This is a genomic window from Companilactobacillus ginsenosidimutans (genome assembly GCF_001050475.1).
In the GTDB taxonomy this organism is placed as follows: Bacteria; Bacillota; Bacilli; order Lactobacillales; family Lactobacillaceae; genus Companilactobacillus; species Companilactobacillus ginsenosidimutans.
The window spans coordinates 1,057,418-1,082,124 of record NZ_CP012034.1; the positions used below are offsets into that span (position 1 = coordinate 1,057,418).

Annotated in this window: 24 protein-coding genes; 5 read left to right on the forward strand and 19 right to left on the reverse strand. The window is 36.6% G+C overall.

Annotated features, from left to right (window positions below; genetic code table 11):
- Nucleotides 1-209: 209 nt before the first annotated feature.
- From ABM34_RS05650 to ABM34_RS05665, 4 genes are all read right to left on the reverse strand, one after another.
- A complete protein-coding gene (locus ABM34_RS05650) occupies nucleotides 210-1,490 on the reverse strand; it encodes a UDP-N-acetylglucosamine 1-carboxyvinyltransferase (protein ID WP_048704142.1) in 1,281 nt (426 codons plus the stop codon).
- A 51-nt stretch (nucleotides 1,491-1,541) separates the two neighbouring features.
- Complete coding sequence (locus ABM34_RS05655; RefSeq protein ID WP_048704143.1) at nucleotides 1,542-3,155, reverse strand: CTP synthase; 1,614 nt, start codon at nucleotides 3,153-3,155, stop codon at nucleotides 1,542-1,544.
- A gap of 163 nt (nucleotides 3,156-3,318) precedes the next feature.
- Nucleotides 3,319-3,978, reverse strand: coding sequence for a DNA-directed RNA polymerase subunit delta (rpoE, locus tag ABM34_RS05660; protein ID WP_048704145.1), 660 nt, complete (start codon nucleotides 3,976-3,978; stop codon nucleotides 3,319-3,321).
- Nucleotides 3,979-4,024: 46 nt separating this feature from the next.
- Nucleotides 4,025-4,465 (reverse strand): YwiB family protein, encoded by a 441-nt coding sequence (locus ABM34_RS05665; protein WP_048704146.1) that lies wholly within the window; start codon nucleotides 4,463-4,465, stop codon nucleotides 4,025-4,027.
- 56 nt (nucleotides 4,466-4,521) lie between these two features.
- Here ABM34_RS05665 and ABM34_RS05670 point away from each other — a divergent pair, with 56 nt between their 5' ends.
- The 3 genes from ABM34_RS05670 (at nucleotide 4,522) to ABM34_RS05680 (ending at nucleotide 8,479) form a co-directional block, all read left to right on the forward strand.
- Entirely contained in the window at nucleotides 4,522-5,346 is an 825-nt protein-coding gene (locus tag ABM34_RS05670) for a lipoyl protein ligase domain-containing protein (RefSeq protein WP_048704148.1), read from the forward strand.
- Nucleotides 5,336-6,676, forward strand: a complete 1,341-nt coding sequence (locus tag ABM34_RS05675) for an HD domain-containing protein (RefSeq protein ID WP_048704149.1) — start codon at nucleotides 5,336-5,338, stop codon at nucleotides 6,674-6,676. Before ABM34_RS05670 ends, ABM34_RS05675 begins: the two co-directional genes overlap by 11 nt.
- Before the next feature lie 111 nt (nucleotides 6,677-6,787).
- The gene (locus ABM34_RS05680) at nucleotides 6,788-8,479 is read left to right on the forward strand and encodes a glycerol-3-phosphate dehydrogenase/oxidase (protein ID WP_048704151.1); all 1,692 of its coding nucleotides are present in this window, start codon (nucleotides 6,788-6,790) and stop codon (nucleotides 8,477-8,479) included.
- Between the two features lie 301 nt (nucleotides 8,480-8,780).
- Here ABM34_RS05680 and ABM34_RS05685 read toward each other — a convergent pair whose 3' ends face one another.
- Entirely contained in the window at nucleotides 8,781-9,314 is a 534-nt protein-coding gene (locus ABM34_RS05685) for an SLAP domain-containing protein (protein WP_048704153.1), read from the reverse strand.
- Between the two features lie 163 nt (nucleotides 9,315-9,477).
- Here ABM34_RS05685 and mscL point away from each other — a divergent pair, with 163 nt between their 5' ends.
- Nucleotides 9,478-9,888: a large conductance mechanosensitive channel protein MscL gene (gene mscL, locus ABM34_RS05690; RefSeq protein WP_048704154.1), complete on the forward strand. Its 411-nt coding sequence runs from the start codon at nucleotides 9,478-9,480 to the stop codon at nucleotides 9,886-9,888.
- 417 nt (nucleotides 9,889-10,305) lie between these two features.
- Here mscL and ABM34_RS05695 read toward each other — a convergent pair whose 3' ends face one another.
- From ABM34_RS05695 to ABM34_RS05745, 11 genes are all read right to left on the reverse strand, one after another.
- The gene (locus ABM34_RS05695) at nucleotides 10,306-11,337 is read right to left on the reverse strand and encodes a hypothetical protein (protein WP_048704156.1); all 1,032 of its coding nucleotides are present in this window, start codon (nucleotides 11,335-11,337) and stop codon (nucleotides 10,306-10,308) included.
- 162 nt (nucleotides 11,338-11,499) lie between these two features.
- Nucleotides 11,500-12,477, reverse strand: coding sequence for a ribose-phosphate diphosphokinase (locus tag ABM34_RS05700; RefSeq protein ID WP_048704157.1), 978 nt, complete (start codon nucleotides 12,475-12,477; stop codon nucleotides 11,500-11,502).
- 15 nt (nucleotides 12,478-12,492) lie between these two features.
- Complete coding sequence (glmU, locus tag ABM34_RS05705) at nucleotides 12,493-13,881, reverse strand: bifunctional UDP-N-acetylglucosamine diphosphorylase/glucosamine-1-phosphate N-acetyltransferase GlmU (RefSeq protein WP_048704159.1); 1,389 nt, start codon at nucleotides 13,879-13,881, stop codon at nucleotides 12,493-12,495.
- 74 nt (nucleotides 13,882-13,955) lie between these two features.
- Nucleotides 13,956-14,798: a pur operon repressor gene (gene purR / locus ABM34_RS05710; RefSeq protein WP_048704160.1), complete on the reverse strand. Its 843-nt coding sequence runs from the start codon at nucleotides 14,796-14,798 to the stop codon at nucleotides 13,956-13,958.
- A 190-nt stretch (nucleotides 14,799-14,988) separates the two neighbouring features.
- The gene (locus ABM34_RS05715) at nucleotides 14,989-15,261 is read right to left on the reverse strand and encodes a Veg family protein (RefSeq protein ID WP_048704162.1); all 273 of its coding nucleotides are present in this window, start codon (nucleotides 15,259-15,261) and stop codon (nucleotides 14,989-14,991) included.
- Nucleotides 15,262-15,341: 80 nt separating this feature from the next.
- Nucleotides 15,342-16,232 (reverse strand): 16S rRNA (adenine(1518)-N(6)/adenine(1519)-N(6))-dimethyltransferase RsmA, encoded by an 891-nt coding sequence (gene rsmA / locus ABM34_RS05720; RefSeq protein ID WP_048704163.1) that lies wholly within the window; start codon nucleotides 16,230-16,232, stop codon nucleotides 15,342-15,344.
- Nucleotides 16,219-16,797, reverse strand: coding sequence for a ribonuclease M5 (rnmV, locus tag ABM34_RS05725; RefSeq protein WP_048704165.1), 579 nt, complete (start codon nucleotides 16,795-16,797; stop codon nucleotides 16,219-16,221). The genes rsmA and rnmV overlap by 14 nt, the downstream gene beginning before the upstream one ends.
- 1 nt (nucleotide 16,798) lies before the next feature.
- Nucleotides 16,799-17,563, reverse strand: a complete 765-nt coding sequence (locus tag ABM34_RS05730; protein WP_048704166.1) for a TatD family hydrolase — start codon at nucleotides 17,561-17,563, stop codon at nucleotides 16,799-16,801.
- Nucleotides 17,563-19,584, reverse strand: a complete 2,022-nt coding sequence (metG, locus tag ABM34_RS05735; RefSeq protein WP_048704168.1) for a methionine--tRNA ligase — start codon at nucleotides 19,582-19,584, stop codon at nucleotides 17,563-17,565. The genes ABM34_RS05730 and metG overlap by 1 nt, the downstream gene beginning before the upstream one ends.
- 64 nt (nucleotides 19,585-19,648) lie before the next feature.
- Nucleotides 19,649-20,350 carry an NAD-dependent protein deacylase gene (locus ABM34_RS05740; protein WP_048706387.1) on the reverse strand — a complete coding sequence of 234 codons (702 nt, stop codon included), beginning with the start codon at nucleotides 20,348-20,350 and terminating at the stop codon, nucleotides 19,649-19,651.
- Nucleotides 20,351-20,374: 24 nt separating this feature from the next.
- Nucleotides 20,375-21,331 carry a hypothetical protein gene (locus ABM34_RS05745; RefSeq protein WP_048704169.1) on the reverse strand — a complete coding sequence of 319 codons (957 nt, stop codon included), beginning with the start codon at nucleotides 21,329-21,331 and terminating at the stop codon, nucleotides 20,375-20,377.
- Between the two features lie 37 nt (nucleotides 21,332-21,368).
- Between ABM34_RS05745 and ABM34_RS05750 the strand changes: the two genes are divergently transcribed.
- Entirely contained in the window at nucleotides 21,369-21,878 is a 510-nt protein-coding gene (locus tag ABM34_RS05750) for a YbhB/YbcL family Raf kinase inhibitor-like protein (RefSeq protein WP_048704171.1), read from the forward strand.
- On the opposite strand, the gene ABM34_RS05755 is transcribed toward ABM34_RS05750, so the two are convergent.
- The 3 genes from ABM34_RS05755 to ABM34_RS05765 all read right to left on the reverse strand — a co-directional run bounded on the left by ABM34_RS05755 (nucleotide 21,875) and on the right by ABM34_RS05765 (nucleotide 24,283).
- On the reverse strand, nucleotides 21,875-22,798 hold the full coding sequence (locus tag ABM34_RS05755) for a Ppx/GppA phosphatase family protein (RefSeq protein WP_048704173.1): 924 nt from the start codon (nucleotides 22,796-22,798) through the stop codon (nucleotides 21,875-21,877). The genes ABM34_RS05750 and ABM34_RS05755 overlap by 4 nt on opposite strands.
- Before the next feature lie 71 nt (nucleotides 22,799-22,869).
- A complete protein-coding gene (locus tag ABM34_RS05760) occupies nucleotides 22,870-23,643 on the reverse strand; it encodes an ABC transporter permease (protein ID WP_048704174.1) in 774 nt (257 codons plus the stop codon).
- The gene (locus tag ABM34_RS05765; RefSeq protein WP_048704175.1) at nucleotides 23,636-24,283 is read right to left on the reverse strand and encodes an ABC transporter ATP-binding protein; all 648 of its coding nucleotides are present in this window, start codon (nucleotides 24,281-24,283) and stop codon (nucleotides 23,636-23,638) included. The genes ABM34_RS05760 and ABM34_RS05765 overlap by 8 nt, the downstream gene beginning before the upstream one ends.
- Between the last annotated feature and the right edge of the window lie 424 nt (nucleotides 24,284-24,707).

The following is a 24,707-nucleotide window of genomic DNA, read 5'->3' on the forward strand; positions in this document are numbered from 1 at the left end:
CTAAAAAAACGTAACAAAAAAGGACGCTAAATAGCGTCCTAATTGAGTATCTCTTTTAGGAAAACACGCTATTGAGAAGTAGAAAGTCAAAGCCAAATAACACACTAGTAGTATTAGTATATTAATTTGAATTTCAACTTAATTTCTCAACGGCGCACTTCCTCTCTGTTTTTATGATACGAATAAATTAACAAGAATTTATTAGTTTGTCAATTTTCTTTTAAATCATCATGGCCAATTAACTCTACATCAGCTTGTAATTGATGTAATTTCCATACTACACGGTCGTAACCTCGTAGGATGTTTTCAGCATTAGTGATTGTAGTTGTTCCATCAGCCATTAATCCAGCAATCATTAAACATGCACCAGCACGAATCTCGTCAGCTGATACTGTTGCACCGGTTAATTGTGCCCCTCCATGTACAAAAATCAAATCATTTTCACTTGAGATGTCTCCACCCATTTTTTGTAACTGTGAAATATGTTTAATTCTCTTTGGATAGATGGTATCAATAATCATTGCTTCACCCTTAGATTGCATAAGCAATGGAGTTATTGGTTGTTGCAAATCGGTAGCAAAGCCTGGATATGGCATTGTCTTAATATTAACTGCTTTCATGTCTGGTGATGGTTTGACATAAATGCTGTCTTCACCAATCTCCAAATTCACACCCATTTCATCGAGCTTAGCTAGGAATGCATCCAAATGCTCGCTGATGATGTTGTTAATTAAAATATCTCCGCCATTTGCGGCAGCCAAGCTCAAATAAGTACCAGCTTCAATTCGGTCTGGAATAATTGTATGAGAGTTATTTGAGCGAAGTTCATCTACACCCTCGATACGAATTGTTTCCGTACCAACACCACGGATAACTGCACCCATATTATTCAAAAATGTTGCTAAATCAATAATTTCTGGTTCCTTTGCAGCATTTTCAATCACGGTTGTACCCTTGGCTTTTACAGCTGCCAAAATGACATTAATAGTAGCTCCAACAGATACCATATCTAAAAAGATTTTTGCTCCCTTTAGACCTTCTTCAGGTGCGGTAATAATCATTTGACCATGTTTATTTTCAACATGAGCTCCTAAAGCTTCAAATCCCTTAATATGTTGGTCAATTGGACGTGGACCAATATCATCCCCACCAGGAAAACCAACTACTGCTTTACCAAAACGGCCCAGCATGGCACCCATGAAGTAATATGATGCGCGTAAACTACTGACCTTACCACTTGGTAATTCAGCAAAATGAATTTGAGTAGGATCAATTTTCAAGACATCATTCTTTACTTCTGAGGTTACATTCATATCAAGCAAAATGGAACGTAAATTCGCTACATCTCTAATTTGTGGAACGGAGTCTAACACGACTGGAGTACTGGATAAGATTGCCGCAGGAATCAATGCGACAGTACTGTTTTTAGCACCGCCAATCGTAACTTCCCCCGATAATTTTTTTCCACCATTAATTACAAGTTTTTGCATAAGTTTTTCCCTAACTTTTATTAACTAGATCAAATTAAAAAGTATTAACTCCTAGAGATCTTCTTCAGCAAGACCTGATGCAGCACCAATAAATGCTTTGAATAAGCCTTCTGGCTTAGTTGGTCTTGACAAGAACTCTGGATGATATTGTGCAGCGACGTGGAATTTGTTTTCTGGAATTTCAATAATTTCAACCAAGTGGTTATCAGGTGAAACTCCTGAGAATACTAGTCCATGTTCTTCGAATTGCTTACGATAAGCATTGTTAAATTCATATCTGTGTCTGTGTCTTTCTTGGATAACAGATTGGTTATCGTAAGCGGCTGCTGTTTTAGTACCTTCCTTTAGTTTACATGGATATGCACCCAAACGTAAAGTACCACCTACATTTTCAATATCTTTTTGGTCTGCCATCAAGTCGATAATCTTGTTATCAGCATTTGCGTCAACTTCGCCAGTTGTTGCATCCTTGATTCCAACAACGTTTCTAGCAAATTCGATACTTGCCATCTGCATACCTAAACAAATTCCAAGATAAGGAACATCGTTTTCACGGGCATACTTAATTGTTGTAATCATGCCTTCAAGTCCACGGCTACCAAATCCACCAGGAACCAGAATACCATCTGAATCCTTTAGAATATCAGCAACATTATCTTCTGTGATTTCGTCAGCAGAAATCTTTTCTAACTCAATATCAGTATTATATACATAACCTGCAGCATTTAATGCTTCTGTTACAGAAATATAAGCATCTTGTAACTTAGTATACTTACCAACCAATGTGATTTTAGTCTTGTGTTTTAAGTTGTGAATACGATCAACCAACTTATTCCAATCAGTCATATCAGATGGTTTTGTTTCCAAGTGTAAGTATCGGCATACGATATCATCAAAGTCTTGTGCTTGAAGATTCAATGGTACATCGTAGATTGAACTTGCATCTCGGGATTCAATAACAGCTTCAGCGTCAACATCACAAAATGAAGCAATTTTGTCTTTCATATTTTGTGGCATTGGTTTTTCTGTACGAACTACCAAGATATTAGGTTGAATTCCGATTCCACGCAACTCTTTTACACTGTGTTGAGTTGGTTTTGTCTTCATTTCGCCGGCTGCCTTCAAATATGGGACTAAAGTTGTGTGAATATAAACAACATTTTCAGAACCAACGTCTGCCTTCATTTGACGCAAAGCTTCCAAATAAGGTGTTGATTCAATATCACCAACAGTACCACCAACTTCAGTAATAATTACATCTGAATCAGTTGTTGTAGCTGCACGTGTTATTTTTTGTTTAATCATATCTGTAATATGTGGTATTACTTGAACAGTTGCTCCGTTGTAATCTCCATGACGTTCACGGCGGATTACTTCTGAATAAATCTTACCTGTTGTAACGTTTGAATATTTGTTCAAATCGTTATCAATAAATCTTTCATAGTGACCAAGGTCCAAATCAGTCTCTGTACCATCGTTAGTAACATAAACTTCACCGTGTTGGTATGGACTCATTGTTCCGGGATCCACGTTGATGTATGGGTCAAATTTTTGCATTGTAACCTTAAGTCCACGGTTTCTCAATAATCTACCAAGAGATGCGGCCACAATTCCTTTTCCTAAAGATGAAACAACTCCACCTGTAATAAAAATATACTTCGTCATAGCTTTCCTCCACATATTATATCTAGGGATTTCTTAAAAAATAAAAAAGCTCCCTATTCATATAGAACAGGGAACTTGTAATTAGTCTATCTAATAGAGCCCAAACAATATAATACTGTTTCAATGGGCAATCGTCAAACCTTAAATCTCAAAATTGCAAATCTTATTTCTTTGAATCGTCAGAATCGTTGTCATCTTCCAAATCATCATCATCGTCGTCATCATCTTCATCAGATAAATCGATGTCTGTATCATCGTCGTCAGCGTCAAATTCTGTTAATTGACCTTCAATACCATCATCAAGACCAGTATCGTGTTCGTCGTCATCATCATCGTCATCAACTGATAAATCAGTATTAGTAAACTTAGATAAGTCTGGACCACTGCCCTCTGTTGTATCGTCTTCGTCATCATCGTCATTAAGACTCAAATCACTGTCGTCATCATAATCAACAACGTCATCGTCTTCATCATCGTCACTCAAGAAAGCATTAACTTTTTGAGCAGCCTTATGTGTGTTTTCAGTACCGTTGTCTTCAGGGTGATTAACCTCTTCATCAACAGAGTCGAATGGATACCATTTACGTAATCCCCATACGTTTTCACCAAGTGAAAGGAAACTACCATCGTTATTCAAGTCTGTATAGAATTGTGGTAAGTGATCTTTGATTTGATCGTCAGTCTTCCCTAAGTATGTTTGGATCTCATTAACGATATCAGAGAAGTTCTTAGCCTCTTTGTTACTTTCATCGAGGATTTCATAAGCAACTTCGATCATTGATAATTCTTCTTTATTCTGATTCTTGAATTTTTCAAGTTTCAAACGTGTACACGTCCTTTCAAAGCGTCTTACATTTAATAATATCGATTTAAACGCTAAAAATCAATCTAAACTTGTAATTACCTACTATATTATTATCATAAATCAAGTCATAATCAATATTTATTTTCCCATGTAACGGTTCATCAGTAATCTCGACTAGTGAATCCTTAGTATAAGTGTTCATTTGCATCACACCATATTCAGTGTATACACTAGCAGCATTACGATCCTGATTGGTAAAATAAAGCATCGAGGCCAAATTAGTACTTTTTGCCTCTCGTTTCAAATGAATATCACCATTTTCAGTAATCTTAACTAAAATAGAAGCATGGTCATCATGATCCATACTCTCGTTAAATTGAAGATAAATGGCATTTCCCATCCGAGTAAATTTTCCCGGCTCAGAAATCTTTGTGTGAGTCATCTCGCCAGCTTGAAAAACTGACATATCGAGATCAACATTTACTTCAATACGATTATTTTCCAAAATATTACACCCCACATGATAAAATTAATAAATATACTACTTAAAGAAGTGATCAAGTGAATAAGCAAATTTTATTATACGGCCAAAATATTGAATCTGCGCAAACTATGCTCAATCCTTTTGCGGATACCGGTGCTATTCTGCAATTTGTTTCCGAAGAGAAATTAGCAGTTGCACATTTTTGGACTACTCTACCAACTGTCATCCTTGGATTGCAAGACCAACGACTTAATAACCTTCATGGTGGTCTGCAAATGCTTGAGGATAAGCACTATGTCTATTACCTTAGAAACTCAGGTGGACTAAGTGTTGTGACAGATCCTAACATCTTAAATTTCACATTATTTCTTCCTAATAAAGACGAATTATCAATCGATGACGCCTATGGAAAAATGTATTCTGTAATGAAATCCGCTTTTTCAGACCAGATAAAAACTGGTACGATTGAACGTTCTTATTGTCCTGGAACATTTGATTTGAGTATAGATGGCAAGAAATTAGCCGGAATATCGCAAAGACGTTCTGGTGATGCTGTTGCCATCATGGCCTACATTAGTATAACTGGAAATCAACATGAACGGTCACAATTGATGAAAGATTTTTACGAAATTAGTGATTATCCCAAAAATGAGCGCATTGATTTTCCAAATATAGATATACATTGTATGGAAAACTTAGATATTTTAACACAACAAGAACTAACTGTAGGTCTAGCTAAAGAAAAAATCTTGAACGCACTTACTAAAGAAAACTATACAATTGATAATTCTAGTTTCAATATTGTTGAGACATCGCAACCTTATCGAGAAAGTTATGACAAGACACTAGAAGATTTGGTATATAAAAATAAAAAATTATTGGGAGAAAATTATGACAATTAACATTGAGAAGCTTCCTCGAGAAAAAGTTTTTAGAGATCCAATCCATAATTACATTCATGTCCAACACAAAGTAATTCTTGATTTGATCAATACAAAGGAATTCCAAAGATTGCGTCGGGTCAAACAACTTGGGACATCATCATTTACTTTCCAAGGTGCCGAACATTCACGTTTTACACATTGTATGGGAGTTTATGAAATCACACGTTTAATTTGTGATAACTTTCAGCGTAATTATCCTTCAGTAACTGATGATGACGGACTTTGGAATGACGATGAAAGAATAGTCGCACTCTGTGCAGCACTGCTTCATGATCTTGGACACGGCCCTTATTCACATGCTTTCGAACATATTTTCAATACCGATCATGAGCAATGGACACAGCAAATAATCACTTCTCCCGAAACTGAAATCAATCAAGTATTAAGACAGGTATCATCTGATTTTCCTGAAAAAGTTGCTAGCGTAATTGCAAAGACTTACGAAAACAAGCAAGTCGTTCAAATGATTTCCAGCCAAATAGATGCCGATAGAATGGACTATTTGCTGCGTGACGCTTATTTCACGGGTACAAAATACGGTATGTTTGACCTAACTAGAATTCTCCGTGTAATGCGTCCATATAAGGGCGGAATCGCTTTTGATGCTAACGGAATGCATGCAGTGGAAGATTACGTCCTTTCACGTTTTCAAATGTATCAACAAGTTTATTTTCATCCAGTTTCTCGAGGTATGGAAGTTGTCCTGACTAAGTTGCTTCGCCGTGCCAAAGATTTGTATGAGCACAATCAAATGAACGGCTTCGAAATGCCCAGTTTGCTAGTTCCATTTTTTGAAAACAGGGTTAATATCAATGATTACCTAGCATTAGACGATGGAATCCTCAATACATATTTCACTCTCTGGTTAGATTATCCCGACGAAATTCTCAAAGATCTTTCATATAAGTTTCTCACTAGAAAGCCTTTCAAATCTGCTCAATATACAGAGGAAACCCAAGATAAATTACCTAAGCTCGCCGATATAGTTGAAGTGGCTGGATTTGATAAGCAATACTATACTTCAACCAATACAAGTTACGATTTGCCTTACGATGTTTACAATCCTCGTAAGCATAAAAGTCGTACACAAATCGAAATCATGCAAAATGATGGTTCATTAATTGAACTTTCGACAGTTAGTCGTTTAGTAAACGCTCTGACCGGTAAAATTTTAGGTGATGAACGCTTTTACTTCCCCAAAGCAATGTTGGAAGAACATTCAGATGATATTTTCAGTGAAGAATACACTAAATTTCAGAAACATATTTACAATGATATGATTATTTAGAATTTTTTGCTCTATTATTAAAAAATTTAGTCTTTTCGAATAAAAACGCTTTCAAACTTTGGACAATTTTACTATTATGTATATAGAACATTTTCCCGAGGAGGAACTTTCATGAAAGAATTTTCAAACGAAACTAGAGCCGAGAATTTACAAGCTATGCAAAACCAGGAATTGGATTTGCTTGTAATTGGTGGAGGTATTACTGGTAGTGGTATCACTCTTGATGCCCAATCACGTGGTATCCAAACTGGTTTAGTTGAAATGCGTGACTTTGCTTCAGGTACTTCAAGTCGTTCAACTAAGCTAGTCCACGGTGGACTACGTTATTTAGCCCAATTTGCATTAAAAGAAGTTCACGAAGTTGGTAGTGAACGTGCCATTGTTTATAACAATGCCCCACAAATTACAACACCATTGAAAATGATGCTCCCATTCTATGCTGGTGGTACATACGGACCATTTATGACATCAGTTGGTCTTGATGTTTATGATCGATTGGCCGGAGTTAAAAAATCAGAACGTAAAACAATGCTTGAACCAAATGAAACAGTTCAAAGAGAACCATATGTTAAATCAGACGGTTTACTAGGATCAGGATTGTATGTTGAATACAGAACTGATGATGCACGTCTAACACTAGAAGTTGCTAAAAAAGCTAGCGAACTTGGTGCATTAATTGCTAACTATACAAAGGTTACAGACCTTCTTTATGATGCCGACGGTAAAGTTTGTGGTGTTAAATATGAAGATATGCAATCCGGTGAAACTGGTGAAATCCATGCTAAGAAAGTTGTAAACTCATGTGGACCATGGGTTGATGACATTCGTACAATTGATGGATCAAACACTGGTAAACACCTTCACTTAACAAAGGGTGTTCACTTGGTTATCGATAATGCTAAGTTCCCTATCTCAAACTCATTATTCTTTGATACACCATTCCATGATGGTCGTATGATGTTCGCCATTCCTCGTGAAGGCAAAACATATATCGGTACAACTGATACAACATGGGAAGAAGATCCTAAAGAACCAAACATTACAGTTTCAGATGTTACATACATCCTTGCAGCTGCTAACCAAATGTTTGAACTTCCACAAAAGCTTACTCCAGATGACGTTGAAGCTGGCTGGTCAGGTGTTCGTCCACTTATCCAAGAAGAAGGTAAATCACCTTCAGAAATTTCACGTAAAGATGAAATATTCCAATCAGATTCAGGACTACTTTCAATCGCCGGTGGTAAATTAACTGGTTACCGTAAGATGGCTGAAAAAATTGTTGATTTAGTTGGCGAATCACTTGCTGAAACAACAGATTACACATTCCAAGGTCAACAAACAGAAAATCTTCAACTATCAGGTGGAGATGTTGGTGGTGACGAAGGTTGGTCATCATACTTTGACAAGATGGTTCACGAAGGTATCGTAAACTATGATCTAGAACGTGAAGATGCTGAAAAGCTTGTTCAACGTTACGGTTCAAATGTGGCTGATATCTATGCTCTTCTACCAGATGGTGAAGAAAAAGATGGACTTCCACGTGTCGACTGGGCAATGCTTCAATATGGTATTAAAGCCGAAATGGTTGAACACCCTATTGATTACTTGCTACGTCGTAGTAGCCAAATGCTCTTTAACATCAATCACATGAAAGAAGTTAAAGACGGTGTTATCAACTATATGGCTGATTTCTACAACTGGGATGAAGCTACTAAGAAAGCTATGACTGACGAAGTTAATACTAAGCTTGCATTAACAGACTTGCACGAGATTAAAGATGCATATGCCGCTCACGAAGCATAATGTTTTTTCTAAAATAAACTCTATTTTTATTGGAGTTTATTTTTTTTGCGTTAATTGCTGTTGTTGAGGTTGGCTTTCGATAAAATTCTGTTGTTCTCTCTGGGGTTCAAGGTTCACTCTAGTTTTGTCAAAACACATACTTCTAAACAGAACAATTTCAATTCAAATAAACACATCTATTAGAATATTTAGTATTTACTTTACAGAGGACACAAAAATGGTCGAGTTCAATATTTAATATTGTTCTCGACCATTTGTTATTTTATATTTTTATTTTCTCGATTGTTAGTTAACTGTTAAATTAACGTGTGATATTAACGTCTGTAGCTTTTACCCATTGATTAGTTGAAACTCTGTACATGATTACTCCGTGTACTGTCATTCTTTGATCAGTGATGTATTGCATTCCTGCTGGGAGTGTTCCTACTATGTTGGCATCTGAGTCGTATAGATTTGCATCATTTCTAGCTGTTACCAATGATTTACCGATTGGGTTGATGAATTTTACATCACTTGGTTTTACCCATTCATCAGTTGATACACGATAAAGTGTTGGTTGTCCTTGGCTCATTAACATTCTGTCAGCAATCCAATAAGTTCCGGGTGCTAAGCTTCTGCTTGTTGCTTCTCCCTTTGAGTTATAAAGTACTGTTTGGTTATTTGCTAGTACTTCCCCATTGATAACTTGATAGTCACCGTTATATTGTCCATCAGAATCATACTGATTATTGACACTGACGTTGTTGTCATCGGCTGTGGCGAAGACAGTTGATGTTGTCATACCGCCTAGAGTTAATGCTACGGCACCGGCAACGATTAGTTTAGTGATTTTCATTTTTTGCAACCCCTTTTATGAATATTTTGCTTACTACTATAAATATACCATTATTTAGACATCATATTCGATGTAATATGCAATTAATCTTAAAACCCTTTAATTTTTTTTCAATTGATAGTAAAGTAATTGCATACTGTTGCAAAATAAAGGAGAATTCTAAATGTTTAAAGAATTTCAAGAGTTCATTTCACGTGGTAGTGTTGTCGATTTAGCTGTCGGTGTTATTATTGGTGCCGCTTTCAATACTTTGGTATCAGCATTAACTACCTACTTGCTTAATCCTTTGATTGGTCTATTAATCGGTCGAATTGATCTTACAGATATGAAGTTCACTGTTTTTGGTGCCAACTTCTTAATTGGTGATTTTATCAATGCACTTATTAACTTTTTAATCATTATGTTCGTTGTCTTTACTATTGTTCGTTTGATGAATAAGATGCGTCGTGATGGTTCTTCTAGTAAGTTTGATAATGTTCAAGAAACTGATCCTCAACTTGAGTATCTTCAACAAATTCGTGATTTGTTGAGATATCAATCACAACAACAAAATAATCACCGCGATCGTTATTAGGGTGGTTTTGTAAAAAAATAATATTGAGCTGGATTTTCTTATCTGCGGATTATTGCCGATGGAGGGGGAAATCGATTCTTCGGTCTGGAACGCTGCCGGGATCGTTTGAAGCCATTTCATAGTTCGAAATGTCTCCAAAGCGACCCTTTCACTAAGCTGACTTCGTCAGCAAAGTGAAATTTGGCGGCTGAGACCGAATCGATTTCCCCCTCCATCTAATTTTAGTGATATTCTGTTTCATCGTTATTCTTTTCGAAACTTTTGTTCGTTTAGGAAGTTCAAGGGCTAGTTCAAAATCAAGGTCAAAATCATAAATTCAAGTGATATCGCAAAAGAGACTCAAAACTAAAAACGTTTTGGGTCTCTTTTTCTCTGTAAAATTCAATATATAAATTCAATACATAGGTTCTGATAATTTTAGTGCAATGGTGTTACTACTTTCAAATCTAGTGCTTGTAAGAATCCTTTGGCTCCTTCTACTACTTGAGGGATTACGTTGACGCTTGGTGCTGCACTGGTTACGTAGCTTTCGTCTAGTGGCATTAGTCCGTCGATACTGATGTCTAGTGCCTTTGGGATTCCTTCTATGTGAATATTATTTTTAATTGGTGGGTTTGGTGCTACGTCGTTGCAGATTTTGTGGACGTAGATTAGGCTGGCCTTTCTTTCACCGTTTACCATTCCACTCATTGTAAATTTATGGCCACTGATTGTTCCTTTTTTCACTGTTCCGAAAATTGGATGTAAGTCTTCTGGAGCTGTGTAGCATTCGTGTTCGATTTTCATGTCGTCAAATTTGAATCCTAATCTTGCTCCCATTTCGTATACACCTGATACGTAGTATGATGCTATCCCCATTTTCAGTTTGTCTTGTGGGAACTTTTCTGGATCCATTCCGTAGCCGAAAACTTTTACCCAGCTAGAATAGTTGTGTTGGTCGTCCTCACCTGATTGGACTGTGATGCTGTCTACTTGGCCCATCAATCCTGCTAACACTGTTGGAATATATGATGCATATGCTCCGGGCAATAGTCCTGTTGGTAAATACGATACGTTGTTTTTTTTAGCGGCATCATCAATCATTTTGTATAGATCTGGTGTTGTTACTTGTGAATAATAGATTGGTAGTGTTGTGATGACATTTTTACCAGCATTCAATACTTTGACAATATCGTTTGCGCTCGGTGTGAACCCACCTTTTTCATCACGAACTAAAGGTGTGTAATCCAAGACTACATCTGCATCCATGTCTAAAACTTTATCGATGTCATCTTCAACAGTTACTCCGGTTTTTTCGAAATCGAAGATTTCACCTGAATCTTTCCCAATCTTTTTTGGATCTGTATCAACTGCTCCAACTAATTTTAATGACTCCTTTGATTGAACCATTCTAACAGCAGCTCTTCCGACGTTTCCTAAACCCCAGATGATTACTTTGTACTGTTTCATTGTTTTCGCCTGTCCTAAGTGCCTTTTATGGCAAAATTTGGACTTGATTAATCCTGCTTGTCCATGTTAATAATATCACAATATCAAAATATTAATTGGTTTTGTTTTAATAAATAAAAAAAAGCTAACCTGACTTAACAGATTAGCTTTGGTTAACATTTATTATTTACTACGTTTGAAACGTGTGTTGAACAATGGACTGACTGGCTCATTGTTGTGAATACGTTCAATTGCATCACCGATAAGTGGTCCGACTGAAACTTGAACCATACGATCAATAACTCTTTCTTTGGGAAGGTTGATTGAATCAGTAACGATTAACTTCTTAATTGGTGAAGCTTCAATTCTTTCAACAGCTGGACCAGAAAGAATTGGGTGTGTACAACTTGCGTACACTTCTGTTGCACCGGCATCGATAAGTGCTTGTGATGCCAATGTAATTGTACCAGCAGTATCAATCATGTCATCAATAATGATGGCACGCTTGCCTTTAACATTACCGATAATGTTCATAACTTCAGCAACGTTAGCACGAGGACGACGTTTGTCAATGATAGCAATTGGTGTCTTCAGGAATTCTGCCAATTTTCTAGCACGTGTTACACCACCATGATCAGGTGAAACAACAACAGCATCTTCTTCCAAATGATTTGATAAGAAGTAGTCAGCCAATAATGGAGCACCCATTAAGTGGTCAACTGGAATATCAAAGAATCCTTGGATTTGTGCAGCATGTAAATCTAAAGCTAGTACACGGTTTGCACCGGCACGTTGTAACATATTAGCTACTAATTTAGCAGTAATAGGTTCACGTGAACGTGATTTACGATCTTGACGTGCATAGCCATAATATGGCATTACAACACTGATGAAGTGAGCTGAAGCACGTTTAAGTGCATCAATCATGATTAGTAGTTCCATCAAGTTATCGTTAACAGGTGCAGAAGTTGATTGAATTAAAAATACATCAGCACCACGAATACTTTCTTCAATGTTAATTTGAATTTCACCATCACTAAAACGTGTTACAGATGATTTACCAAGAGGAATACCAACCTCTTTAGCAATCTTTTCTGCCAATGGTTTGTTAGAATTTAATGCAAAAATTTTGAGCGGACGTTCATTATCTTTATATGCCATTAATATCTCACCTTATTATTTCCATTCTTCACTTTTTGATAGTGGTAGTTTGTCCCAATAATCCTCTTTATTGGTTTGTCTTGGTCGAGCTATTGCCATTGCGTGGAAAGGAACATCCTTGTTGACAGATGATCCGGCAGCAATAAATGAATGATCTGCCATTTCAACTGGTGCAATAACATTTGAATTAGAACCGATGAATGAGTGGTCACCGATTGTACTGTGGAATTTCTTCACACCATCATAATTTACGAATACGACACCACATCCGACGTTAATGTCGGTACCTAGTGTAGCATCCCCAACATATGAAAGGTGTCCTACTTTTGTTCTGTCACCAATAACTGCATTTTTAACTTCACAAAAGTTACCAATGTGAACTCCTTTACCAATGTCAGCCTTTGGACGAAGATGTGAATTAGGTCCAATATTGCTACCGGTATGCATGATAGCTTCTTCTAGTGTTGAACTAATGATTGTCACTCCATCTTCAACAATAGAATCTTGAATACGTGAACCTAATCCAATCAAACAGTCAGAACCAATCTTAGTTTTGCCAAAAATCTTAACATTGGGTTCAATGGTAGTATCATTACCAATCTCAACATCAACGTCAATGTATGTATTTTCGGGATCAACGATTGTTACTCCATCACGCATGTGTTGTTCGTTGATACGTTTTCTCATCAACTTTTCGGCTTGTGATAAAGCCACACGATCATTAACACCAAGAGATTCGCTTAAATCACTCATTTGATAAGCAACAATCTTCTCACCTTGTGACTTCAAAATTGAAACTACATCAGGCAAATAGTACTCACCTTGAGCATTGTCGTTGTTAACTGAATGTAAGTTTTCAAAGAGCATCTTGTTATCGAAACAATAAACTCCAGTGTTGATCTCTTGAATAGCTTTCTCTTCTTCGGAAGCATCCTTTTGTTCAACAACTTTAGAAACGTTACCTTTTTGGTCACGGATAATACGTCCATAACCGAATGGGTCTTGCGCATGTGCAGTCAAAATTGAAACTGCAGCATTTTGTTTTTCGTGGTAGTCAAATAATTTTTGGAAAGTATCAGCTGTAAACAATGGAGTGTCACCACTTACAATCAGAGTCATTCCATCCTTATCACCTAAATCTTTCTCAGCTTGTAGAACCGCATGGGCAGTACCCAGTTGTTCTTCTTGCAAGGCGTAACAAGTACGATCACCTAATAAATCTTTAACTTTCTCGGCACCGTTACCAATTACTGTTTCAATCAAGTCAGGGTGAATCTTCTCAACTTGAGTAACGACATGATCCACCATAGCCTTACCTGCTACTGGTTGAAGCACTTTGTATAACTTAGACTTCATTCTAGTACCCATACCAGCTGCAAGGATTATTACATAACGATTAGACATTGGAAACTTCCTTTCAGTCATACAAATATATACATATATAATAGCATTATTCTAGGTAATGCCTCAATTAAGATTTACTCAAAATAACTGAAATCTGTCTTAGCTAAATAATCACCATTTTCGATGTTAATTATTTTATTTTCTTGATCAATATCTTTGACCTTACAAATTGATGTAACATCGTTATCTCTAACTTCGGGATCAATCAGTGCATTCTCAGCAAAAACCGTAACACCAACGAAAATGGCGTTAAACTCGTTGATTAAAGAGCGCATACCATTAATAGTACCGCCACCCTTCATGAAGTCGTCGACTACTAAAACTCTCGAGCCCTCGTCCAAGCTACGTTTTGACAACTCCATTTTCTCAATACGGTCTGACGAACCAGATGCATAATTGACGCTGATTGTTGATCCTTCAGTAATCTTTGAGTCGCGACGGACGATTACGAATGGGATATTCAAAAAGCTTGCAACACTTTGGGCGATTGGTATCCCTTTTGTTGCTACGGTCATTACGACATCGATTGAGCTTTGTGAATATTGTGTGGCAATCATTCTACCGATGGTACGCAAAACTCCTGGATCTGCTAATAGATCTGTGAGATAAACGTATCCTCCTGGAAGGATTCTATCTGGCTCTGTTAGACGTTTCTTGACGTCTTCGATGAATTCGGTTGCTTCTCGTTTGGAGATGCCAGGTGTAAATATAACGCCACCACCGGCACCTGGAAGTGTTTCAAGTACACCTGTTCCTCGAATCATAAACGTTCTTCGTAAAATGCCTAGATCTTCGGAAATGGAAGATTTGGCTGATTCATAACGGTCCGCAAAGAAAGCCAATGAAATCAATGTGTGTGGTCTTTCTAATAAATAACGGGTCATGTCAATCAAACGTTCGCTTCTTCGTGTTTTCATAACTTATTCTCCTAAAAACATATCATGTTTAAAATTATAAAGTAATTTTCCCAACAATTCACTTATTTTCCGCTTTTTAATTAAGAATTTCAAGATAAATTACGGATAATCTACTAAAATCGTTCGTGATTACCTAAAAAATTCCAACAAAAAAAGGATTACCTTCTGGTAATCCCACTAAGAAGCTCTATTATTCTGCGTCTGCTTCTTCCTCATTTGCGTCTGCATCGCTATCAAATGTGATATCGATCGACTTTGTTAGTAGGTCAGCATAACTATAAGAAACTCTTTCGAAAGAGTTCTCATTTTGATCAAGGTTGACCACAAAAACTGAATGGAATGTTTCTGACAATGTTCCTCGACGGCGGATAACCTTTTTACGGCCCGCTTGTGCAACTACGGTCAAGTTTTCACCTAGATGTTGATCCAAGTTTGACTTGATTGTTTCCAATGACGTTGGCATATAATAATCACTCCTTAGGAGTGAAATTATATCACGTTTATTTTATTTTTTCAACAATGTAATATAAATGTAAACGTTTTTTATTTATCGAATTTAGCCGCCAAATCGATCGCCATTTGTTTGAATTGATCAATCGAAACTTGCTCTGCACGGGCATTGTCGGCTACACCACAGTCTTCGAATACTTGAGTGATCTTAGCACGATTCTCATCGGTTCTACCCTTCCAATTAAGCAAATTATTCATCAAACTTTTTCTTTTTTGTGCAAATGATGAACGAATCAACTTATTAAAATATTTAGGATCATCAATTCCTTCACCGGCGTTTTCTAATCTTTCCAACACTACAACTGCTGAATCAACCTTGGGACGAGGGACAAATGAGTTCTTACCAACAATGCGATCAATTCGCGTCTTCATCAAAGTTTGAACTCCGATAGTTAGAGAGCCATATTGTCTGTGACCAGGATCTGCGGTAATTCTTTCTGCAACTTCCTTTTGCATCATCAATACCAATGATTGGAAAGGATAATCACTATTAATCAGGTTCAACATTATCGGTGTCGTAATGTAGTATGGCAAGTTGGCAACAACCTTAATGGTCTTACCTTCTATCCCATGATCCTTAACAAATTGATCCAAGTCAACGTTCAAAATATCTTCGTTGAATACTTCAATGTTGTCATAATCACTCAATGTATCAACTAAAATTGGAATCAAGTTATCATCGATTTCAAAAGCAAATACCTTCTCAGCAACTTGAGCAAGCTTTTCGGTCAAGGCTCCAATACCAGGTCCAATTTCAATTGCAATTTCATCAGGCTTCAACTGACTAGCATCGACAATATCATTTAAGACTTTTTCACTAGTTAAAAAATTTTGTCCCAAACTCTTCTTAGCACGTAATTTATATTTGCGTAAAATATCATTCGTACGAATTGGATCAGAAATACTTAATCTATTTTGAGTCATCTGTTTGTCCTTTTTCAAAATTTTTAATAGCTTCAACTAAGTCGGCTGGTGATATCTGCAACATGTTCAATCGATTGAGAAATTGTTTAGCATTTGTGTAGCCTATTTTTAGCTGACCACCAACAAATTCACGTCGAACCTTTGAGTTGCCATCCCCGATAAGTTTCAAGTCAAGCATGTCGGTCTGAGTATACTTGTGAAAATCCATCTCATTAATAGTATAAACGTCGTCTAATGCTTTCTTAATATCAGCATCACTAGCATGCTCAATGCCTAAACTGCCATCGCTCTTCTTTGGGACAGCTTTATCTCTTGGCAAAAAAGCTTGTTTAGCATTAGGAACAATCTTGGAAATAATTGTTCTAAGCCGATTACCATTAAAATCTGGGTCAGTAAAAATAATGACTCCGCGTTTGTTTTGAGCCACTTTAATTCTTTCTTTAGTCGCATCACTTAACGCCGAGCCATTAGTTTCAATCGTGTCGACATCACCTAAACAATCACGCAAGCGACTAGTGTCCGATTTACCTTCGACCACGATTATTTCTTGTATTTTTTTTGTCATATTAATCTAAGTTGTACACTTTTCTAGCATTATTAAATGTATGTTCAGCAATTTCATTAGGAGATAAATCCTTAAGTTTAGCAATTGCATCAACTACATATCTTGTGTATCCAGGTTCATTTTGGTGTCCACGATAAGGTTCTGGAGTTAAATATGGAGCATCAGTTTCAACCAACAATCGGTCAAGTGGTGTGTTCTTGGCTGATTCATGTACCTCAGGTGCGTTCTTAAATGAAACCACACCACTGTAAGATACCATCAAACCTAAATCCAAGAACTTGTTCAACCAATTAATATCTCCATTAAAACTGTGCATGATAATTCCGCTTTTTGACATGTCATGATTTTTTAAAATCTTGTACATATCGTCAAAAGCATCACGGCAGTGAATTGAAACTGGCATGTCATATTGTTGGGCAACATCCAACTGCTTAATCAAAACTGCTTGCTGAATCTCAGGATCTGGATCCTCTTCCCAATGATAGTCCAATCCAATTTCACCAATTGCCACAACTTCAGGCAACTTAATTTGGTTAACAAGTTGCTCTTCATTGTATTCCTTGGCAAATTCAGGATGCCAACCAACTACTGCGTGCAATGGTTCATAGTTTTGTGCCAAACGAATCGCTTCAATATTGAATGCTTCGTTCGACCCAATAATGGCCATTTCATCAACATCTAGTTCTTTAGCACGATCGATATATTCCTCGGTCTTACCTTGAAAAGCTTCATCATTCAAATGTGTGTGTGAATCAAAAATTTGCATTAGCTTAAGATTGCTCCATTTTTGTGTGAATTATCAACTGTTGCCAAGATTACATCGTCACCTTTTTCCGATGACAATAGCATACCGTTACTCCATTCGCCACGAATCTTTCTAGGCTTCAAATTAGTAACAGCAATGACTTTCTTACCAATTAGTTTTTCGTAATCTGGATAGAATTCATAAATGCTTGATAGAATTTGACGATCAATTCCTGAACCATCGTCCAGTTTGAATTGGAGAAGCTTGTCTGCGTTAGCAACTCGTTTAACATCAAGAATCTCACAGACAACCATCTTAACTTTTGCAAAGTCATCATATTCGATTTCTTTAGGATAATCGCCATCTTCATCAGCTTGTGCCTTGGCTTTAGCTTGGGCAGATTTACTCAACTTACCAGCACCATGCTTAGCTTGTTCTTCTGCCATTTTACCTTTGATGTATGCTACTTCTTCGTCAGCATCAAGTCGAGGGAAAATAGGTTGAGGATCATCTGTAACTGTGGTTCCAACAGAAGTTTTACCAAATGCCAATTCAGTATCTTTATCAATATCCAAGCCCAATTGCGCGAAAATTTTCTTTGGTGATTGTGTCATAACAGGACTAATCATCAAAGCAATCAATCGTAATGATTCAACCAAGTGACCAAGAACTGAAGCTAGTTCAGCCTTGCCCTCAGGATCTTTTGCCAAAATCCAAGGTTTAGTTTCATCAATATATTTATTTGCACGTCCAATAAATGCCCAGACACTAGCAAGTGCATCAGGGAATTCAAACTTATCCATGTGTTCACGATATTCTGTAACAGCTTGTTTCGAAGCCTCAACCAAGCTCTTATCAAAATCAGAAACATCGTCAACTGTGGTAACTTTTCCGCCTTCATACTTGTTAATCATAGAAATAGTTCTGTTCAACAAGTTTCCAAGGTCATTTGCTAAATCATAATTTATCTTATCAACATAGTCTTCTGGAGTGAAGACACCATCGTTACCAAATGGCATTGCACGCATTAAGTAATAACGTAATGAATCAAGGCCATAACGTTCAACCAACATTTCAGGATAAACAACATTACCTTTAGACTTAGACATTTTACCGTCTTTCATCAACAACCATCCGTGGCCGAAAACTTGTTTTGGTAAATCAATCCCTAATGCCATCAAAACAATTGGCCAATAAATAGTATGGAATCTGACAATTTCCTTACCGACAAATTGAACATTAGCAGGCCAATAACGTTGGAACAATGAATCATCATCAGTTTCATATCCTAAAGCTGTAATATAGTTCAACAAAGCATCAATCCAAACATAAACAACATGCTTAGGATTACTTGGAATTGGAACACCCCAGTTGAAAGTCGTTCTAGAAATAGCTAAATCTTCCAAACCTGGTTTGATAAAGTTATTAATCATTTCATTCTTACGAATTTCAGGTTCAATGAATGTTGGATTATCTTCGTAATACTTCAATAATCTATCAGCATATTTACTCATTCTAAAGAAGTATGAAGGTTCCTTAACTAGTGAAACTTCGTGACCTGATGGAGCCTTACCACCGATAACTTTGCCATCTTTATCACGATAAACTTCAGCTAATTGTGATTCAGTGAAATACTCTTCGTCATCAACTGAATACCAACCTGAATACTCACCTAAATAAACGTCTCCTGATTTGATAAGACGTTCAACAATGTTTTGAACAGCCTTAACGTGATAATCGTCAGTTGTTCGAATAAATTTGTCATTCGAAATCTCTAATAATTTCCAGAGATCTTTGATTTTTGCAGCCATCATATCAACGTATTCTTGAGGTTGCATCTTGTTTGCTTCAGCTTTTTCTTCAATCTTAAGTCCATGTTCGTCGGTACCTGTTAGGAAGAAAACGTCAAATCCTTCAGCACGTTTGTAACGTGCCAAAGTATCGGCAGCAATCGTTGTATATGAGTTACCGATAGTTAATTTACCTGATGGGTAATAAATTGGTGTAGTTATGTAAAATGTTTTTTTGTCACCGTTAGTCATCTAGTGAGCCTCCACTATTAAATTGTAATTTAGTATATCATACGCAACCGTACATGATTAGCGCTTAAAGCTGGTCAAAAACATTGGCAGCATCATCAGTAATAGCTAAAACTGATTCGTCTAAGCCGAGATTCTCTTTATTAATCGCAACCATTTTTGCTTCGGGACTGCGGTAAGCAATCAATCCAGCAAATGGGTAAACTTTAAAACTAGTCCCTGCAACAATGATTAAATCGGCATTTTCAACCGCTTTAACAGCATCGTTAAGATTGGTAGGATCAATTCCCTCACCGTAAAGTACTGTCGTACCAGGTCTAATAATCCCGTCATCTTCATGATGGCGATAATCCTTAATATATTCCTTGTAATCAAATTCCTTGCCACATTTTAAACAATGGATGTGGTCATACAAATTTCCATGAAATTCCACAACATTCTTTGCGCCGGCTTTTGTATGAAGTTTGTCGACATTTTGTGTGACAATGACACCCTTTTCGTTACTAATTTCAGCCATTTTTTTATGAATAATATTAGGCTCAGCATCAGGGAAGTACATGTTTTCCACGACAAATTGGTGAAAGATATCTGGATGCTTGACTAAATTATCGTGGCTCAACATATATTCAGGTGGAAAATCATATTTCTCACGCTTGTATAATCCGCCTTTAGAACGATAATCTGGAATTCCCGATGGAGTTGAAACACCTGCTCCAGTCAAGAAAGTCACGTAATGCGCTTGGTCAATCAGTTCCTTTAATTCTTCAATTTTATCTGTCATGAAATCCATCCCCTATCTAATTAAATAATTGATATTGTTGGCTTCAAAAGTCTCTTGTACTGTTTGTTGATAAAATTCTTTGTAAAAGTCAGGAGTTACCTTGTCAACATCGAATCCTAATGCAGCAACACTTTGTCCATCATTGATTGCGATAAGTGTAAAGGCATCTTGATGAGTGTCACGCATCTTGAAGCTTGAATGTTTGATTTGATAAACCTGATTTAAAGCTAATCTCAATTGGTGATTTGAAACGACTGGCGTAATTGACAAAAAGTCGTGATAATTCATCCCCTCATATCCATGAGAAATAATGACATCATTATATGCTTCCAAAATGCTTACTAGTGCCCGACGGAATTGGAATGGAACTGTCAAGTCATTCTTGTCAGCAATCTCAACTGCCTTAGTAACAAACTTGAATGAGTCACGATATTCTTCTTTCCACTCACTATCGTCGCGTTTGTCGGCAAAAATTACTGCATCAAACAAAATTAGAGATCTGAAGAAAGTCATATTCGCAGCATCGATTTCAACATTAGGATTTAATGTCTTCTCGATACCTTTTAAATATTCAGTTTTAACTTCATCGTTGAAACTACCATCAGCAATTTGTTTTTTAATAATCAAGCTGTGTTCCAACGTTTCAAAAATTGAATTAGCTGTTGAGAGAATTCTTCCATCTACATCAGGTTTCTCGCTTGTAACTGAAACTGAGATTGATGGTTCATCACTGATTTCTAGTTGAATATGATATAACTCATGTAATAATACAAAACTAGCAAATTGTTCATTGGTAATTTCAACCTTGATAGTTTTATCGTCAATTGTGTGATTTGCTTGATCCAAGGTCAAAATTGACTGATCTTGAAAGTCACTAAATACTTCAACTGTTTTATGACTTGTTTGCTCTATCTGATTAATTTGTTCTACAATATTGTCAGATAAATCGTTCTTATTTATTTTTTCCATTTTTTACCTCTCAAATATTTTTCAGAAGGAGTTTACTATGAAAGTTACTGTACCTCTTCAGAATGGCCTATTGGCTGATAAATATGGCAAGTACGCGACTGGAGATCAAATGAAAAACGGGAAACCAATTATTAGTTTCCCGATTGATTTTTCAGATGTACCTATCAGCGCCAAATCACTTGCAATTACCCTAACAGATCCTGATTCAATTCCAGTATGTGGATTTGAGTGGATTCATTGGACCATGGCAAATATTCCCGTTTCATCAACCAGTCTACCAGAAAACTTCAGCCGTAGTGCCAATAGCTCAATTATTCAAGGAAAGAATAGTTCCGCAAGTAAGTTACTCAATGGCATTGATCCTGATTTACAAGTTAAATATGAAGGACCTAACCCACCAGATATCACTCATGATTATGTGTTAAAAGCCTATGCATTAGATACAACCTTAGACTTGCAAGAAGGATTCTGGATGAATGAGCTCCTCCACAAAATGGATAATCACATCATCGAATCCGCATCATTTGTAATTCCAAGTAGAGCTTAATTCTCTTTTTGACGATTAGCCTTATAAAAATAATTAAAGACATAACCTTCTCTAACACCGAAATTCGAGAAACGAATTTCTTTAGAGGGGGTTTTTTTGATTATTTCAGAAAGAATTAGCATTCCACCTAAAATAACTTCAAAGCGTCCATCGCTGAGTTCTTTGATTTGGCTTCTTTCTTCATTAGTTGCATGTAACAACCTATTGAATAATGTATCAATTTGTTCGAGAGAAATTATCGAATTGTGGAGCGTCTTCTTTCGTTTCCCTTCGCGATTTAAAATACTTGCCAACGCACGCATAGTGCCACCAAGGCCAACAAATGTAGCCGGTGTTCTCATCCATGTTAACGAGGTTAAGTGTTCATTGATCGCTTTTCTAGCACTTTGTAACTCTTTTTCGGTGATTGGATCACTAGTCAAATGCACATCTGAGATTGATATTGCCCCAATCGGAATACTCAATCCTTGTTTCAAACGTCCTTTTTTGGCCAAACTAATTTCACTACTACCACCACCAACGTCAACAATTAAAGCATCTTTGATACGCATAGTATTTCTCACTGCTACGTAGTCATAGTAAGCTTCTTCCTTTTCGTTAATGACCTCCAGTTGGAGTCCAGTTTCCTTCAAGACAGCGAAAATCAACTGTTGCTGATTCTTCGCTAATCGAACTGCTGCAGTAGCAATCAAACTAATTTGATCCACATCGAATCTCTGAATCCTACTCTGAAATTCTTTTAGAACATCAATTGTTTCTTCGATTTGTTCGTTCGTCAAAAGGCGACTTTGCGCAATTGACTTGCCTAATCGGACAGGTTCTCGCCAGCGGTCAAGTGTTTTAAAACGATTCTTTTTTGAAGATCTATAAATTGATGTCCTAATGGAGTTAGATCCAATTTCTATGACTGCTAACTTCACATTACATCACATCCTATTAATAACAATTATATAAAAAAAACAGCCCACATAGTAGGCTATTTTACGCAAATTTATGAAAACAGTTTTACATTGAGCTGTTTTTCCTCGTTATAGAACTGTTTGTATGCTAAATAACAGGAAATAATAGATCCCAAACTAGTACTTCCGAGAAGCATAAAAGCAATCATAATTTGATATTTAATGGCTTTAACAGGATCAACACCTGCAAAAATCAAGCCTGACATCATACCCGGCAAACTAACCAATCCTAAAGTTTTAATTGAATCGATTGTTGGTTGAACCCCACTCTTAATGCTATCTCGAAGAATATCAATTGATGCTAATTTAATATCAGCACCTAAAGCTAATTTTTCCAAAACTTGTTGATGACGGTCTGAAAAAGTTTGTTTCATATTTCTAAAACATAATCCAATCGCAACCATAATGTTGCTGGCAATCATTCCAGTTATTGGAACAATTTGAGATGGAATGAATTTAATTGAACCAGTAAACACAAGTATTGCCAGTGTTATAACGGTGTCAATTCCAATTGCAAAAAGTGAAATTTGAACTGCCTTTGGAATTCCATTTCCACGTTTACCAGCGTTCCAACCAGCATTTAAAACGATGATCAAGAAGCAGGCGAGAGTCAGCCAGACATCATTTGCTTTGATAACGAATTTCAAAACATATCCAACAATTGTCAGTTGAACAATAGCTCTTATAACGCCGATTAATATATCTTTATTGAATCGTAATTTTTCTGTATATCCTATTACTAATGCAATTATTACCAACATAAATCCTAAAGCTAGAGTTTGATTTGAAACGGTCAAATTAGTCATTTTTAATTCCCCCCTTTTCAATCGTAATTTTACGAGTTGCCGCAGAAATTTCTGCATCATCATGAGTCACACGTAGGACCGTAACGCCCTCATCACGATTAAAGTGATCAATTAACGAACGAACAATATTCTTATTATCCGCGTCCAAACCTGTGGTAACTTCATCAGTTATCAATACTTCTGGTGGAAAAATCAAATTACGCAGCAAAGCAATCCGTTGTTTCTCCCCACCCGATACATCATTCACACTTTTTTCGATGTATTTCTCTGTTAAGTTAACCATTTCCAAATAACTAGTTACTTTAGCACGGTCAAATTCCTGCTTACGTACTAAGAATGGAAACTCCAAGTTATCTTTAACAGTTTTTCCAAACAACGTCGGTTGTTGAAAAGCATATGAGACCTTTTGACGATATGTTGTTGGATCATACTCCCGCAAATTTTTCCCGTTGAATAGAACTTCCCCAGAGGTAGCGTTAATCATCGACGCAATAATACGCATCAAAGTGCTTTTGCCACTTCCAGACGGACCTACAAAAGTTAGATAGGAATTCCGTTCGACATTCAAGTTGATGTCAGTCAATATTTTTTGATCATCAACTTGGTAATTTAGGCTTTTAACTTGAATTATGTTATCCAATGGCTTTCTCCCTAAAAAAAATTTCTCTTTAAGAGTTTAATCTTTTTTACTACTATTAGCGAGAGAATAAGCATATCAAAAATTAGATATTTTTAATCATTTTATAATTTAAGGGTTGACAATCTCTCAGAATGGGACTAAATTACAAGCAATCATTAATTTAATCAAAAACGTTCAACAGGAAACAAGCAATTCAGAGTATCTCAGAAAGTTGCCGGTAGATGCGAGACAACAACATACAAGAATAGCTTAATCGCCTGTCAGTTGCATTTCAAAAGGATTATCCAAGTAGAAAATGCTGGTTGCACCCATTATCGTGCCGACAAATTGTTCGCAGTTTGTTTAAGGTGACATTAGTAATAATGGCACGAATAAAGGTGGTAACACGTGAGAACGTCCTTTGACGACATAAGTCGGCTTAGGG